This window comes from Sphingomonas sp. MM-1 (assembly GCF_000347675.2).
Lineage (GTDB): Bacteria > Pseudomonadota > Alphaproteobacteria > Sphingomonadales > Sphingomonadaceae > Sphingomonas_E > Sphingomonas_E fennica.
Window position 1 is genome coordinate 3352524 of sequence record NC_020561.1, and the last position, 15559, is coordinate 3368082.

Here is a 15559-nt window from a genome sequence, read left to right on the forward strand (position 1 = left end):
GGAACGGGAATGAGCGAGATGGATCTGGTCGAGCGGATCAGCTTCCGGGGGCATGGCGGCATTGCCCTCGCGGCCGATGTGCGCGGGCCAGCGGCCGGCCGGCCCGTCCTGCTGCTGCACGGCGGCGGCCAGACGCGACGGGCGTGGGATGCGACGGCGGATGTGCTGGCGAAGCGCGGCTTCCGCTGCACCACGCTCGACCTGCGCGGCCATGGCGAGAGCGCCTGGTCCCCGGACGGCATCTACCGGCTGGAGCTGTTCGCCGAGGATGTGCGCCATGTCATCAGCGAGATCGGCGGCGCGCCGATATTGATCGGCGCGTCGCTGGGCGGGCTATCCTCCATGCTGGCCTGCGGGGAGGAGCCGCGCGCACCGCTTTCGGCGCTGGTGCTGGTGGATATCGTGCCCCGGCTGGAGCGGAGCGGCGGCGATCATGTCGTGGGCTTCATGCGCGGCACCAAGGACGGCTTCGACAGCCTGGAGCAGGCGGCCGAGGCGATCGCCGCCTATCTGCCGCACCGCCCGCGCCCCCGGTCGCTGGACGGCCTCGCCAAGAATCTGCGGCGAGGCGAGGACGATCGTTATTACTGGCGGTGGGACCCGGCCTTCGTGCGGCCGCGCGACGACTGGGACCCGGAAGCGACCAACCGGCGGCTTTCCGCCGCGCTCCAGACCGTCGATGCGCCGATCCTGCTGGTGCGCGGCACCCGGAGCGAGGTGGTGTCCGAGGAGTCGCTCCGTGACTTCAAGGCGCTGCGGCCCGATGCCGAGATAGCGGAGATCGCGGACGCCCGGCACATGGTGGCCGGCGACGACAATGATGCCTTCCTGACCGCCATCATCGCCTTCGTCGCCCGGCGGGCCGAAGCCGGGGAGGCGCGGCATGGCTGACTGGCAGCTTCCCACCCGCGAGGAAACCATGGCGCGGCTGATGCGCGGCTATGGTCGCGTCGCCGGCTTTCGCCGGGATCTGGACTATACGGTAGCCGACCGGCTGGAGGAGCGGGCGGCCGATCATGCCGACACGCCCTTCATCCTGTTCGAGGATCAGCGGCTGACCTTTGCCGAGGCGAACGCGGCCGCCAACCGCGTTGCCCACGCCGCGTTGGCGGCGGGATTGCGCAAGGGCGACGTTGTCGCGCTGATGATGCTCAACCGGCCGGATTTCGTGCTGATCTGGCTGGGACTGGCCAAGATCGGCGTCGTGACGGCGCTGATCAACACGTCCGCCAACGGGCCGGTGCTCGTGCATGCGCTGCGCCAGGTCGGTGCGCGCGGGCTGATTGTCGATTCCGCGCTGGCGCGCGGTTTGGCCGATCTCGACCGGGTCGATCTTCCGTCGCTGCTGTGGGAGCAGGCCGAGCCCGGAACGCCGCTTGCCGGGCTGGCGGACGCGCGCGATCTGGGAAGGGAGATGGCGGCCGCCGACAGCGCCGATCCCGATCGCGCATCCCGCGCCGGCGTGGTGATGGGCGATCCGCTCTATCTGATCTTCACCTCCGGCACGACCGGCCTGCCCAAGGCCGCGAAGATGAGCCACATGCGTTTCCTGAACGCTGGGGAGATGATGGGCGGCCTGATGGAATTCGGGCCGGGGGACGTGTTCTACTGCGTCCTGCCGCTCTATCATGGCGCGGGCGGCATGGTGGTGCCTTCGACCGCGCTCGCCTTCGGCGTGCCCTTCGTCTTGCGCCGCAAATTCTCGGCCAGCGGCTTCTGGCAGGATGTCCGCCGACACGGGATCACGTCCTTTTATTATATCGGCGAGATCTGCCGCTATCTGCTCGCCGCGCCGGAGCGGCCGGACGATCGCGACAACAGCCTGCGGGTGATGACGGGCGCCGGCCTGAAGCCCGATGTGTGGGAAGCCTTCACCCGGCGCTTCGGCATCGGTCAGGTGTTCGAGGGGCTGGGATCGACCGAGGCCAATTACGGCATCACCAATGTCGACAACCGTATCGGGTCGGTGGGACGCGTTCCCTATCCGGCGCACACCAACATGAAGTTCGTCCGCTATGACGTGGAAGCCGACGATCATGTCCGCGATGCCGACGGCAGGCTCGTCGAGGCGAAGCCCGGCGAGGTGGCGGAACTGATCGCCGAGGTGCTGGGCGGCAGCGGCGTCGCCGGCTTCTTCGAGGGCTATACATCGGCCGAGGAGACCGAGCGCAAGCTGCTGCGCGACGTGGTGCGCCCCGGCGACGTCTGGTTCCGTTCGGGTGATCTCGTGCGGTTCGACGAGGAGGATTATTTCTACTTCGTCGACCGCATCGGTAACACCTTCCGCTGGAAGAGCGAGAATGTCTCCACCGAGGAGGTGGCGACGGTGCTGGGCGGCTTTCCGGGGCCGGAGATCGTCAACATCTATGGCGTGGCCGTGCCGGGCACGGAGGGACGGGCGGGCATGGCGGCGCTCACTTATGCCGATCCCTCGGCCTTCGACGGCGAGGCTTTCCATCGCTTCGCGACCAGCCGGCTCGCGCCCTACGCGGTGCCGCTGTTCGTGCGGCTCACGCGGGCGGCGGACATGACCAGCACTTTCAAGCTGCGCAAGATCGATCTGCAGCGCGAAGGCTATGATCCCGCCAATGTAGGGGGCGATCCGCTGTTCGTCGCCGATCCCGCCGCCGGCCGATATGTGCCGCTGACGGCCGAGGCGCTCGATCGGCTCGGTATCGCACCTTTCGCTTCGGAGTCCTGAACATGCGCGTCGAACCGAGCGCGGAACAGCGGGCGCTGCGGCGCGAGTTCCGATCCTATCTGGCCGGCATCATGACGGAGGAGGTGCGCGCGGCGACCGTGGGCGCGGAAAGCGGCCCGGTCTATCGCGACGTCATCCGCCGGATGGGGGCGGACGGCTGGCTCACCCCCGGCTGGCCCGTGGAATATGGCGGGCGGGGCCTTGATCCTTCTATGCAGAAGATCCTGCTGGAGGAGCTGGTGCTGGCCGAGGCGCCGTTTCCGTTCGTGACGGTCAACACGGTGGGGCCGGCGCTGATGCGGATCGGCACCGAGGCGCAGAAGCGGGAGATATTGCCCCGGATCGCGGCCGGCGACCTGATCTTCGCCATTGGCTATACCGAGCCGGGCGCGGGATCGGATCTCGCCTCGCTCAAGACGCGGGCGGTGCGCGACCCCGGATCGGGGGGCGCAGGCGGCGATGATTTCATCATCAACGGGCAGAAGGTGTTCACCAGCGGGGCGGAAGGCGCGGACTATGTGTTCCTCGCCGCCCGCACGGACCCGGAAGCGCCCAAGCACAAGGGCATCACCATCTTCATGATGGATACGAGGCTGCCCGGCTTCTCCGTCTCGCCGATCTGGACAGTGGGCGGCATCCGCACCAACGTGACCTATTATGAGGACGTCCGCGTGCCGGCGTCGATGATCATCGGCCGCGAGAATGAGGGCTGGCGGCTGATCGCCGAGCAGCTCAACCATGAACGCATCGGCCTTGCCGCGCTGACCTATGGCGCGAACGGCTGCTTCGACGATGTCGTCGGCTGGGCGCGGGAGGTGCCGGCGGCCGACGGCGGGCGGCTGATCGATCAGGGCTGGGTGCAGATGGCGCTGGCCGAATGCTATGCGCTGCTGCGCGCCATCGGCCAGATGGGCGATCGCGTCGGCTGGGAAGTATCGCAGGGCGTTACCCGGCCCGAATTGGCGAGCGGCCTCAAGATATTCGGCACCGAAGGCATGATCCGGGTGATGCGGCTGCTGCTCGACATCATGGGATCGGCCGGGCTGGTGCGCGACGGATCGCCGGGCGCGCAACTGCGGGGCCGGATCGAGCGCGAATATCGCAAATGCCAGATCAATACGTTCGGCGGCGGCACCGTCGAGGTCCTGCGCGACATGGTGGCGCAGGTCGCCTTCGGCATGCCGCGCGGGCGATAGGAGGATTATGACCGAGCAGAGCGATTTGCTGGGCCGCGCCCGGGCCTGGATCGGCCGCCCCGCCACCGCGCCGGTGACGGCGCGCGATCCGGTTAACCAGCCGATGATCCGCCGCTGGGCGGAGGCGATGGGGGATGCGAACCCGCTGTGGCACGATCCCGATGTCCGCGCCGCGGCCGGCTTTGCCGGGGCCGTGGCCCCGCCGGCGATGCTGGAGGTGTGGACGATGGCGCCCTATCGCGCCGGCGGCCGCACCGAGGACGAGGACATGGCGGTGCTGCGCCTGTTCGACGAGGCCGGATATCGCGGTGTGGTGGCGACCAATATCGAGCAGGAATATCTCCGCTACCTCGTGGAAGGCGACATCATCCACGCCCGCGCGATCGTCTCCGATATTTCGGACGAGAAGCGGACCGGGCTCGGCATCGGCCATTTCGTGACGATCGATTACGAGTTCACCGATCAGGCGGACGAGCTGGTGGGGCGGATGAAGTTCCGCATCCTCAAGTTCAAGCCGCCGCTCGAACAGTCGAAGGCGGCGGCCCCGGCCGGCGATGCCGGAGCCAATGCCTTTCCGCACCCGCGCCCGGCCATCACCCATGACAATGCCTTTTTCTGGGAGGGGCTGAAGCAGCGCAAATTGCTGATCCAGTCCTTCGACGGCCGGCTGGTCCATCCGCCGGTGCCGGCCTGCCCGGAAACCGGATCGCTGGAATGGACCACGGTGGAGGCGAGCGGAAAGGGCGTGATCCACAGCTTCGTGGTGATGCACCAGCCGCAGCTTCCCTGCTTCCAATATCCGCTGCCGGTGGTGCTGGTGGAGCTGGAGGAAGGCGTGCGCATCGTCGCCAACATGATCGATACCGCGCCCGAGGACGTCGCGATCGGCCGTGCGGTGACGCTGGATTTCGTGGAGGTGGAGCCGGATTACATCCTGCCCGCCTTCCGCCTGGCCTGAGGAGAAGGCGGTGGATTTCGCGCTCAGCGACGACCAGAAGAGCCTGCGCGATCTCGCCGCGCGGATCTTCGCCGATCATTGCACGGACGAGAGCCTGCGGGCGCTGGCCAAAAGCGGAACGGGCGATGATCCGGCGCTTTGGCGTGCCCTGGCCGAAGCGGGCCTGCTCGGCATCGGCATTCCCGAAGCGCATGGCGGGCTGGGGTTCGGCATGGCCGAGCTTGGATTGCTGCTGGAGGCACAGGGACGGAGGCTGGCGCCGGTGCCGATCCTCGCCTCGCTGGTGATGGGAGCCTTGCCGGTTGCGGCCTTCGGCTCGGCCGCCCAGCAGGCCATCCTGCCGCGTGTCGCGGCCGGCGAGGCGATCCTGACGGCGGCGCTGGAGGAGGCCGGCAACCCCGATCCCATCCGGCCGATGCTGCGCGCAAGGCAATCGGGCGATGGCTGGGTGCTGGATGGCGTCAAGACGGCCGTGCCCTATGGCGCGCAGGCCGAACGGATCGTCGTGCCGGCGATGGGGGAGGCAGGCGTCCTCGTCTTCCTGGTCGATCCTCGTGGCGCGGGCGTCGCGGTCGCGGATCAGCAGGGCACGGACGGCGCGCCGCAGGCGGAGATCAGATTCGATGCCGCGCCGGTGGGCCCGGCCGATATGCTCGGCAAGGCCGGTGACGGCGACGCCATCGCCCGCTGGATCGTGGACCGCGCCCGCGCCGGGCTGGCGCACCTGCAGGTCGGCATATGCGCCGAGGCGCTCCGGCGCACGGCGGCCTATTCCAGCGAGCGCATCCAGTTCGATCGGCCGCTGGGATCGATGCAGGCGGTGCAGCATCGCGTGGCGGACGGGTTCATCGATGTCGAGGCGATGCGATCCACCGCGATGCGCGCGGCGTGGCTGCTGGACGAGGGGATCACGTCCCCGGCCGAGATCGAGACGGCCAAATATTGGGCGGCGATCGGCGGGCATCGCGTGGCGCACAGCGCCCAGCATCTCCACGGCGGGATCGGCGCGGATACGGATTATCCCATCCACCGCTATTTCCTGGCGGCCAAGCGGGTGGAGGTCGCGCTGGGCGGCGCGCAGCCCATGCTGGCCGCGATCGGCCGCGCCATTGCGGCCGGCGAAACCCAGTTGCTCTCAGGGGTTGAGGCATGACCTTCGACGATATCCGGCCCGGGCAGGCGCTGCCCGAACTCGCCATCCCGATCACCGCCTCGGCGATCGTCGCGGGCGCCATCGCCACCAACGATTTCCAGGACGTCCATCATGACAAGGCGGCCGCGCAGGCGACGGGCGTGCCGGATATCTTCATGAACATCCTGACCACCAACGGCCTCGTCCAGCGGTTCGTGACCGACTGGACCGGGCCGGAAGCGCGCATCCGCAAGATCGCGATCCGGCTGGGGGCGCCCAATTTCGTCGGTGACGTCATGAAGCTCAATGGCGAGGTCGCGGCCGTCGATCAGGATGCGCGCACGGCCGACATCAGGATATCCGGCCGCAACGGCATCGGCGAGCATGTCGCCGCCACCGTCACCATCGGCTTTGCGGAAGGAGCGCGCTGATGGGCACGATCAGCAACCAGGCGGCGATCGCGGGCATCGGCGCTACGGAATTCTCCAAGAATAGCGGGCGTTCGGAACTGCGCCTCGCGGTGGAGGCGACGCTCGCCGCGCTGGCCGACGCCGGCATCGATCCGGCGGAGGTGGACGGGCTTTCCACCTACACCATGGACAATAATCCCGAGATCGAGCTGTTCCGCGCGATCGGCGGCCGGCAGCTCAAATTCCACAGCCGCATCCATTATGGCGGCGGGGCGGCCTGCGCGCCGATCCTGCATGCCGCGATGGCGATCGCGGCCGGCATCGCCGAGGTGGTCGTGTGCTACCGCGCGATGAACGAGCGATCGCAATATCGCTTCGGCACCGGCCACACGCCGCCGCCGGTGCCGACCGCGGAGTCCGCCCATTATGGCTGGTATGTGCCCTTCGGCCTGATCTCGCCCGCATCCTGGGTGGCGATGCAGGCGCGGCGCTACATGCACGATCACGGCGCGACGTCGGAGGATTTCGGCCGCGTTTCCGTGGCCGCCCGCCGCCACGCCGCCACCAATCCGCGCGCCTGGTTCTACGAAAAGCCGATCACGCTGGCCGATCACCAGGCCAGCCGCTGGATCGTCGAGCCGCTTCGCCTGCTCGATTGCTGCCAGGAATCGGACGGTGCCGTCGCGGTGGTCGTCACCTCGCTGGAACGCGCGCGCAGGCTGCGCAACGCGCCCGCCGTGATCCGCGCGGCGGCGCAGGGCGCGGGCGACGACAGCCAGATGATGACCAGCTATTACCGCAAGGATATCGGCCGCATATCGGAAGTGAACATCGTCGCCGACCAGCTCTACGCCCAGGCCGGCATCGGCCCGGCCGACGTGCAGGCGGCGATCCTGTACGACCATTTCACCCCCTTCGTGCTGCCGCAGCTCGAGGCGTTCGGATTTGCGAAGGAGGGTCAGGCCAGGGATTTCATCCGTGAGGGCAATATCGAGCTGGGCGGCCGGCTGCCGATCAACACCCATGGCGGCCAGCTGGGCGAGGCCTATATCCACGGGCTGAACGGCGTCGCCGAAGCCGTCCGCCTCGTGCGCGGCACCTCGCCCAATCAGGTGGACGGCATCCGCAACGTGGTCGTCACTGCCGGCACCGGCGTTCCGACCAGCGGCCTGATCCTCTCGCCGGATTGACGGGGCGCGATATCTCCGGGCGCGATATATTCAGCCGATATCCTCGACCTGGTCGAGATAGGCGCCATAGCCTTGCGCCTCCATCTCGGGGCGCGGGATGAAGCGCAGCGCGGCGGAATTGATGCAGTAGCGCAGGCCGCCCCGATCCCGCGGGCCATCGGGAAAGACATGGCCGAGATGGCTGTCGCCATGCGCCGATCGGACTTCCGTGCGGACCATGCCATGGCTGGTGTCGCGCAGTTCCGCCACATTGGCGGGTTCGATCGGCTTGGTGAAGCTGGGCCAGCCGCAGCCGGATTCATATTTGTCCGACGAGGCGAAGAGCGGCTCGCCCGACACGATATCCACATAGATGCCGGCTTCGTGATTGTGGAGATATTCCCCGGTGCCGGGGGCCTCGGTTCCGCTCTGCTGCGTCACGCGGAACTGTTCGGGGGAGAGCCGGGCGACGGCTTCCTCCGTCTTGCGATAGCTGGTCATGTGCGCGCTCCATGGAATGGGATGCAGGTATCGGCCGCAATATCGCGACGATGCGCCATTCCTTCCAGTGGGTGGGCAGGGGGATAGCGAAAGAAAAGCGCCCTCCGCTTTGGGGGGGAGGGCGCCGGGCTTGTCATCCCTCAATAATGGTAGCGCAGCGTGACGGTGACGTTGCGGGGCTCGCCATAGGCAAGCTGGTTGTAGAAGCCGATCTGCGAGTAATATTTCTTATCGAACAGGTTTTCGATATTCACCTGCAGGGATAGGCCGTTCTGCAACTGGTAACGGCCCATGAGGTTGACCAGCGCATAGGGCTTCACCTTCAGGCGCTCGGGCGTGCCGAGCACCGGATTTTCGGTATCGGTATAGCTCAGCCCCTCCCAGTTCACGCCGCCGCCGACCGTGAGGCCGTCCAGCGATCCTCCGAAACGATAGGTGGAGAACAGGCGCAGAAGCTTCTGCGCGAACAGTGTGTTGATGCGGTTGCCGTCGGCGTCCTTGGCCTTGAACTGGGTGTAATTGGCGCTGAGCGCCCAGCCCGGCAACAGCTCGCCGTTCGCTTCGACCTCGAAACCGGTGCTGTGCGCGCCCTCCGCCGCATAATAGGCCTGGTTAATGGTGCCCGGAACGAGCTGGCCGGGATCGGCCTGCCCCAGATTGTCCTGCTCGATCCGGAACACCGAGATGGCGGTATTGAGCCTCCCCTGGAAGAAGCTGCTCTTCAGGCCGCCCTCATAGTTGATGCCGGTGACCGGCGGCAGGAAATCGCCGTTGCGATCCTGATAGTTCTGCGGCTGGAAGATCTTGGTATAGCTCGCATAGATCGTGTGGTTGGACGCGATGTCGTAGAGGATGCCGGCATAGGGCAGGAAGCGGTTCTTGTCGCCAAAATCGGCGATCGCGCCATAGGATGTGCCGCTGCGCTTCCAGCTGCTCAGCCGCCCCCCAAGGATGACCTTCAGTTCATCCGTGATCGAAAGACGGGTCGCGCCGAAATAGCCCCATTGCTTGGTGATCTGATCGACATCGTGGGATGCGGTGCTGCTCCACACGGGTTCCGGGTAGGAGCCGTCCCATGCGAAGAAGTCGCCCGGCGTGGCGACCGTGGCCGGATCGGCGGCGAAGCTGTAGAAATCCAGATCCTGCCTGGCGTAGCTCGCGCCGAAAACCAGCTGATGCTCGCGGCCGAAAAGCTGATACTTGCCGTTGACGCGGACACCGACATCCGCCTGGTCTAGCTTGCCGTCGTAGCGGGCACCAAAGGCACCGAGGCCCAAACCGGTCTGCTTGTCCACCTGACCCGAAAGATAGAGCAGATGCATGTTGCTCTTGTTCTCGGAATAGCTGCCATAAGCGAGGACCGACCAGTTTTCGCCGATTTGCTGGGTGAGGTTGGCGAAATAGGTCTGGTTGGTCGAACCCCAGCGCGTCCAGTCCGCGCCCACGGACTTGGAGCGCTTCCAGTCCGTGCGCGAGCCATCGGAATACCAGACGGGCAGGCCGCCCCATTGGGTGCCGCGCGGATCATTGTCCTGATAGCTGGCGCCGAAGCTCAGCTTGGTCGTGGGCGTCAGATCGGCATCGACGACGCCGTAGAGCACGAGCTTCTTGTTGTGGAGGAGATCGGTGAAGCTGTCGCCTTCCTCATATTTGGCGACGACCCGCGCCCGCACGTCGCCATTGCCCGTGACGGGCGCGCTGACATCGGCCATCGCGAAATAATTGTCCCAGCGGCTGGCTGCGGCGGTGAACGTCGCGGTGAAGCGATCGCTGTCGGCATGCTTGCGGATGAGGTTGATCGAGGCCGAGGGATTCCCCGCGCCGGTCAGCAGGCCGGTGGCACCGCGCACGATCTCGACCCGCTTGTAAAGGGCGACGTCGATTTCGGATTCGCCGGCGCTGTAAGCAGAATCCCATTGCAGCGGCACCCCGTCGATCTGGTAATTGTCGATCGCGAAGCCGCGCGCGGAAAAGCCGTTGCGGGCGCTGTCGAACGCCTTGGACGATACGCCGGCGGCATTGTTGATGACGTCGCTCAGCGCACGGATGCCCTGGTCCTCGAGGCGCTGCGCCGTCATCACCGTCACGGATTGCGGCGTTTCGCGGATGGAGAGACCGAGGCCGGTGGCGGAGCCGAGCTTTTCGTTGGTGGTGTAGGAGCCGGTGACGATGATGTCGCCGCTGTCCCCGGCCTTTTCGGCTTTCGCTTCCTGTTCCGATTGCCCCCATGCCGGCGGGCTCCCGATCGCCAATGCCAAGGCAAGCGCGGCGCAGGACAGGCCGCGCCGGGACAGCGCGAGGGAAGGCAGTCGGATCATTTCAATCACCCCGGAAATAGCTTGGCAAAAACGCTATTGAGAATCGTTTGCGGCAACTATGGGGTGATGCCGGACCTGTCAACATGGCCGGCGGAGAGGATCAAAATCGGCGTGAGCCGGCTCTTGGGCGCGTGTGCACTACCCTGGATGTTGCGGCCGGCCGGCCTTTCCTCAGGCGGAGGTGCCGTATTTGAGACGGTGCGCCTCGATGCGGGCGCGGGCCTGTTCCATTTCCTGCACCTCGGTCGCGGCCAGCACGGATTCGAGCACCTGGGTCAGGTGATCGCGCATGGCGGCGCGCGCCGGATCGGGCTGGCGCAGGCGCAGCGCATCGAGGATGCGGGCATGTTCGTCCGCGCGGGGGCCGATGCCGGCGGCGTGCGCCCTGCCGCTCATGATCTGATATTGGGGGGAGCGCGCCCGCGCATCCCACAGCATGTCCACGGCGGCCACCATCGCGCTGTTCTGGGTCGCCCTGGCGATGGCCAGATGGAAGCGGCGATCGGCATCCTCGGCGGCCGCAAGCCTGTCCGCATCGCGCATTTCGTCGACCAATGCGGCAAGCGCCTCGATTTCCGCATCGGTGATGCGCGCGGCCGCCAGTGCGCAGGCCTCGCCTTCGATCAGGCGGCGAGCCTCGATCAGTTCGAACGGGCCGATATCATTCTTTACCGCCTCGCTCTCCTGGGGCAGGCGGGAGATCACATAGACGCCCGATCCCATCCGGGCTTCGACCAGCCCGTCCAGCTCGAGCGCGAAGATGGCTTCGCGGATCGTGGGGCGCGATACGGCATAGGCCTGCGCGAGCGCGCGTTCCGCCGGCAGGCGCTGGCCCACCGGATATTCGCCGGCGGCGATCCTGCCGGCAAGGTCGCGCGACACGCGCTCATATAGCCGGCCGGTATCCTCAAGCTCCATGTCCGGGTGTTAACCGGTATGGCCAATTCGGGCAATGGCGGTTCTGGCGTGCCGTTCCAGCCTTATGCTTCGGGCGACGATGGAATGCGTCGAGCCGGCGTTGATTTTGGTCAGGCCAATTGATAATATTGGTCAGGGTGGAGGCGAAAGGCGCCTCCCGCATAGCTTCAGGACAGCCATGCCGAGGATCACCGCTGCGCGGGTTATCGTGACGAGCCCTGGTCGCAATTTCGTGACGTTGAAGATCGAGACGGAGGCGGGGATATATGGACTGGGCGATGCGACCCTGAACGGGCGCGATGCGCACCGGATCGAGGATATCTGGCAGTTCCTCTACAAGGGCGCCTATTGGCGGCGCGGGCCGGTGACGATGTCGGCGATCGCGGCGGTCGATACCGCGCTGTGGGACATCAAGGGCAAGATCGCCGGGCTTCCGGTCTACCAGCTGCTCGGCGGCGCGAGCCGCGGGGGCGTGATGGTCTATGGCCACGCCAATGGCAGGACGATCGAGGAGACGATCGACAATGCGCTCCATTACCAGGAGCAGGGTTATAAGGCGATCCGCCTGCAATCGGGGGTGCCGGGGCTGGCCTCCACCTATGGCGTGTCGAAGGACCGTTATTTCTACGAGCCCGCCGATGCCGACCTGCCGACCGAGAATGTCTGGTCGAGCGAGAAATATCTCCGTTCGGTGCCGCCGCTGTTCGAGGCCGCGCGCGAGGCGCTGGGCTGGGACGTGCATCTCCTCCACGACATCCACCACCGGCTGACGCCGATCGAGGCGGGCCGGCTGGGCAAGGACCTGGAGCCTTATCGCCCCTTCTGGCTGGAGGATGCGACCCCGGCCGAGAACCAGGCGAACTTCCGCCTGATCCGCCAGCACACCACGACGCCGCTGGCGGTGGGCGAGGTGTTCAATTCGATCTGGGATGCCAAGCAGCTGATCGAGGAGCAGCTGATCGACTATATCCGCGCCACCGTGGTCCATGCCGGCGGGCTCACCCATCTCAGGCGGATCGCGAGCTTCGCGGACCTGCACAATGTCCGCACCGGCTGCCATGGCGCGACCGATCTGTCGCCGGTGTGCATGGCGGCGGCGCTGCATTTCGGACTGTCGGTGCCGAATTTCGGCATCCAGGAATATATGCGCCACACCGCCGAGACCGATGCCGTCTTCCCCCATGCCTACGGCTTTGCGGACGGCCTGATGCATCCCGGCGACCAGCCGGGCCTGGGCGTGGACATCGACGAGGAGCTGGCCGCCAGATACGAATATAAGCGCGCCTACCTCCCCGTGAACCGCCTCCAGGACGGCACCATGACCAACTGGTGATCGCGGTGGGACCGCCCCGAAAGGGCGGTCCGGACACGATTTCAGCAAGGCCGGCATGAACTTTCCGCCCGGCGGGAAAGCAGAATCGCGCGATCGGCCAAGGCAAACTAGGCGCGGCCCAAAAATTTCATTGTTCCGGGCCGGAACAGCGCGATCTAGATCTTCTCTACCAACTGGAAAGAGAATTTGCGGACGGCATTTCCGCCGACGTGATTGTGCGCGCGCTTTTTGTCTACTTTTTCTATAGATAAGGGGAGAAGCAATGTTTAACAGGGGGAAGGGCCGATCGGGCCAGGTTGCCGGCCGATCGCTGCTCGTCGGGGTTCTGACTTGCCTGGCAAGCCTGCCGGCCGGAACGGTGGTGGCGCATGCGGAAGAGCCGGAAACCACGGCCGCCGAATATGGCGCGGGCGACATCCTGGTCACGGCGCGCCGCCGCGAGGAGAATGTTCAGGACGTGCCGGTGGCGGTTTCCGTGGTCGGCAGCGCCGCGCTGGAATCCAAGGGCGCCTATAATTTGAACCGGCTGACCCAGTTGCAGCCGACCCTGCAGTTCTTTTCGACCAATCCGCGAAACACCTTCATCAACATCCGCGGCCTGGGTGCGCCGTTCGGCCTGACCAACGACGGCTTCGAACAGGGCGTCGGCATCTATATCGATCAGGTCTATTACAACCGCATCGCGTCCGCGACGCTGGACTTCGTGGATGTTGAGCAGATCGAGGTGCTGCGCGGCCCGCAGGGCACGCTTTACGGCAAGAACACCACCGCCGGCGCGATCAACATCACGACCCGTGCGCCCTCCTTCGACTTCGAGGGCAAGGCCGAGGTTTCGCTCGGCAATTACAATTTCAAGCAGGCCAAGGCTTCGGTCTCCGGGCCGTTGAGCGACAATCTAGCCGCGCGGATCAGCGTTTCGAGCACGGATCGTCGCGGCACGATCTACAATGTGACGACCGATACCTGGATCAACTCGCAGGATAATATCGGCATCCGCGGCGCATTGCTCTGGAAGCCCACCGAGACGCTCAACATCACGCTTTCGGGTGACTGGAACCTGCAGGATCCGATCTGCTGCGGCCAGATCTATGCTCGCGTGGGAACCACCCAGCGCGCGCTCAACCGGCAATATGCCGCCCTGACCGCCTTGTTCCCCGGCTATAAGGTGCCCAGCACCAACCCGTTCGATCGCCTGACCGATCTGGATGCGGATCTGGCCGCCCGCAACGAGCTTGGCGGCGCATCGCTCCGTGCCGAATGGGATGTCGGCGGCGGCACCCTGACCTCGGTCACTGCATGGCGCTATTGGGATTGGGGGCCGAAGAACGATCGCGATTTCACCGGGCTTCCGGTCTATACCAAGGTCAACAATCCGACCCATCAGGATCAGTATACGCAGGAACTGCGCTACGCCTATGAAGCGAACAAGTTCGATTTCGTGGTCGGCGGTTTCGCTTTCTATCAGAAGATCCACACCACGGGCGTCCAGGAAACCGGCACGGCCGCCAGCGCGTGGCTGCTGGCGCCGAGCAGCCCGCTTTCGCTCAATCCCGCCGTGCTCAACGGCGTGCTGGCCGAAAATGACATCCGGCTGAAGAATCTCAGCCTTGCCGCCTTCGGCAAGCTCAACTGGCACCTGACCGACGAACTGACGATCTCGCCGGGCATCCGCATCAACTATGACAAGAAGGAAGGGCTCTATGACTCGGTCGTGACGGGCACGGCCTCCGACGGCACGCGCCAGATAATCAGCAGCGATCCCGCGAGCCCTTATTATAACGATCCGTGGACCGCAGCGCAGCGTGGCGTGCAGGCGTCCCAGTTCTTCGAGCCCGATTTCAGCGACTGGAATCTCTCCTACGACCTCAATGTCTCCTACAAGTTCACGCCCGACGTGATGGCCTATGCGACCTATGCGCGGTCGTTCAAAACCGGCGGCATCAACCTGAATGGCGTGCCGAGCCACGCCGACGGCACGCCGGCGCTGGAGGTCGCGCAGATCAAGCCGGAGAAGGTCAACCACTTCGAGCTGGGGGTGAAGACCCAGTTCTGGGATCGCCGGGCGACGTTCAACCTCACCGGCTTCTGGACCGAGATCAAGGATTTCCAGGCCAGCGTGATCAGCAATGTCAGCGGCAGCAACGTGCTGCGCGGCTATCTTGCCAACGCCGACAAGGTGCGCGTCCGCGGTATCGAGGCCGATTTCACCGTGCGCCCCTCGGAACGCCTGAACGCCTATCTGAGCGGAGCCTTCACCGATCATGAGTTCAAGAAGTTCGTCGACGCGCCTTGCCCGCCCGAACTGGCGGGCGGCGGCACCGGCACGCCCGTGGGGCCGCCGGCCACGCCCGGCGCCAACAGCCCGGCCAATTGCGATGTCTCCGGGCAGTGGATGCCGGGTATCTCGAAATGGGCTTTCTCCTGGGGTGCCGAATATAACATCCCGGCGACCATCCTCGGTCGCGATGGCCAGGCCTATCTCGGCTATGACGCCAACTACCGTTCGAAATTCTCGTCCAACGCCTCGCGGTCGATCTACACCGACATCTCCGGCTATTCGATCCACAACTTCCGCGCGGGCTTCCGCACCGACAATTTCGATATCTTCGGGTGGGTGCGTAACGCGTTCGATCAGAATTACTTCGAATCGCTGGCGGTCACGCCGGGCAATACCGGCCTGATCTCCGCCCAGCTGGGGGATCCCCAGACCTGGGGTGGCACGATCAAATTCTCCTTCTGATGATCGTGCCCGGCCGGGAGTGCAGCCGCATTCCCGGCCGGTCTCGGAGGAGCCGGAAGGCCATCGCGTTGCGACAGGTTTCGCCGGGATCGAGCCGGGCCGAAGGAGGATCGGTCCGGTTCGGCGCTTCGGAAAAGGCGTGCCGCTACAGCCACAGGCCGTTCCCCTGACGATAGAGGCGGC

At 65.8% G+C, this 15559-nt stretch carries 12 protein-coding genes; 9 read left to right on the plus strand and 3 right to left on the minus strand.

What is annotated here, in order from left to right:
• The first annotated feature begins 9 nt into the window (after nucleotides 1-9).
• The 7 genes from G432_RS16020 to G432_RS16050 are packed head-to-tail and all read left to right on the plus strand — an operon-like array spanning nucleotide 10 to nucleotide 7587.
• Nucleotides 10-891, plus strand: a complete 882-nt coding sequence (locus tag G432_RS16020; RefSeq protein WP_041864959.1) for an alpha/beta fold hydrolase — start codon at nucleotides 10-12, stop codon at nucleotides 889-891.
• Nucleotides 884-2701: a long-chain-acyl-CoA synthetase gene (locus G432_RS16025; RefSeq protein WP_015459864.1), complete on the plus strand. Its 1818-nt coding sequence runs from the start codon at nucleotides 884-886 to the stop codon at nucleotides 2699-2701. Before G432_RS16020 ends, G432_RS16025 begins: the two co-directional genes overlap by 8 nt.
• A gap of 2 nt (nucleotides 2702-2703) precedes the next feature.
• On the plus strand, nucleotides 2704-3897 hold the full coding sequence (locus tag G432_RS16030) for an acyl-CoA dehydrogenase family protein (protein WP_015459865.1): 1194 nt from the start codon (nucleotides 2704-2706) through the stop codon (nucleotides 3895-3897).
• Nucleotides 3898-3904: 7 nt separating this feature from the next.
• On the plus strand, nucleotides 3905-4855 hold the full coding sequence (locus tag G432_RS16035; protein ID WP_015459866.1) for a bifunctional MaoC family dehydratase N-terminal/OB-fold nucleic acid binding domain-containing protein: 951 nt from the start codon (nucleotides 3905-3907) through the stop codon (nucleotides 4853-4855).
• Nucleotides 4856-4865: 10 nt separating this feature from the next.
• Nucleotides 4866-6008, plus strand: a complete 1143-nt coding sequence (locus tag G432_RS16040; protein ID WP_015459867.1) for an acyl-CoA dehydrogenase family protein — start codon at nucleotides 4866-4868, stop codon at nucleotides 6006-6008.
• Entirely contained in the window at nucleotides 6005-6418 is a 414-nt protein-coding gene (locus G432_RS16045) for a MaoC family dehydratase (RefSeq protein WP_015459868.1), read from the plus strand. The genes G432_RS16040 and G432_RS16045 overlap by 4 nt, the downstream gene beginning before the upstream one ends.
• Nucleotides 6418-7587 (plus strand): lipid-transfer protein, encoded by a 1170-nt coding sequence (locus G432_RS16050; protein WP_015459869.1) that lies wholly within the window; start codon nucleotides 6418-6420, stop codon nucleotides 7585-7587. The genes G432_RS16045 and G432_RS16050 overlap by 1 nt, the downstream gene beginning before the upstream one ends.
• A gap of 30 nt (nucleotides 7588-7617) precedes the next feature.
• Here G432_RS16050 and msrB read toward each other — a convergent pair whose 3' ends face one another.
• The 3 genes from msrB to G432_RS16065 all read right to left on the minus strand — a co-directional run bounded on the left by msrB (nucleotide 7618) and on the right by G432_RS16065 (nucleotide 11303).
• Entirely contained in the window at nucleotides 7618-8067 is a 450-nt protein-coding gene (gene msrB, locus G432_RS16055) for a peptide-methionine (R)-S-oxide reductase MsrB (protein ID WP_015459870.1), read from the minus strand.
• Nucleotides 8068-8207: 140 nt separating this feature from the next.
• Entirely contained in the window at nucleotides 8208-10385 is a 2178-nt protein-coding gene (locus tag G432_RS16060) for a TonB-dependent siderophore receptor (protein ID WP_015459871.1), read from the minus strand.
• A gap of 171 nt (nucleotides 10386-10556) precedes the next feature.
• Entirely contained in the window at nucleotides 10557-11303 is a 747-nt protein-coding gene (locus G432_RS16065; RefSeq protein ID WP_015459872.1) for a FadR/GntR family transcriptional regulator, read from the minus strand.
• A gap of 178 nt (nucleotides 11304-11481) precedes the next feature.
• On the opposite strand from G432_RS16065, the gene manD reads away from it, so the two are divergent.
• Both manD and G432_RS16075 read left to right on the plus strand, forming a co-directional pair.
• Nucleotides 11482-12636, plus strand: coding sequence for a D-mannonate dehydratase ManD (gene manD, locus G432_RS16070; protein WP_015459873.1), 1155 nt, complete (start codon nucleotides 11482-11484; stop codon nucleotides 12634-12636).
• 262 nt (nucleotides 12637-12898) lie between these two features.
• On the plus strand, nucleotides 12899-15376 hold the full coding sequence (locus tag G432_RS16075) for a TonB-dependent receptor (protein WP_015459874.1): 2478 nt from the start codon (nucleotides 12899-12901) through the stop codon (nucleotides 15374-15376).
• The last annotated feature ends 183 nt before the right edge of the window (nucleotides 15377-15559 follow it).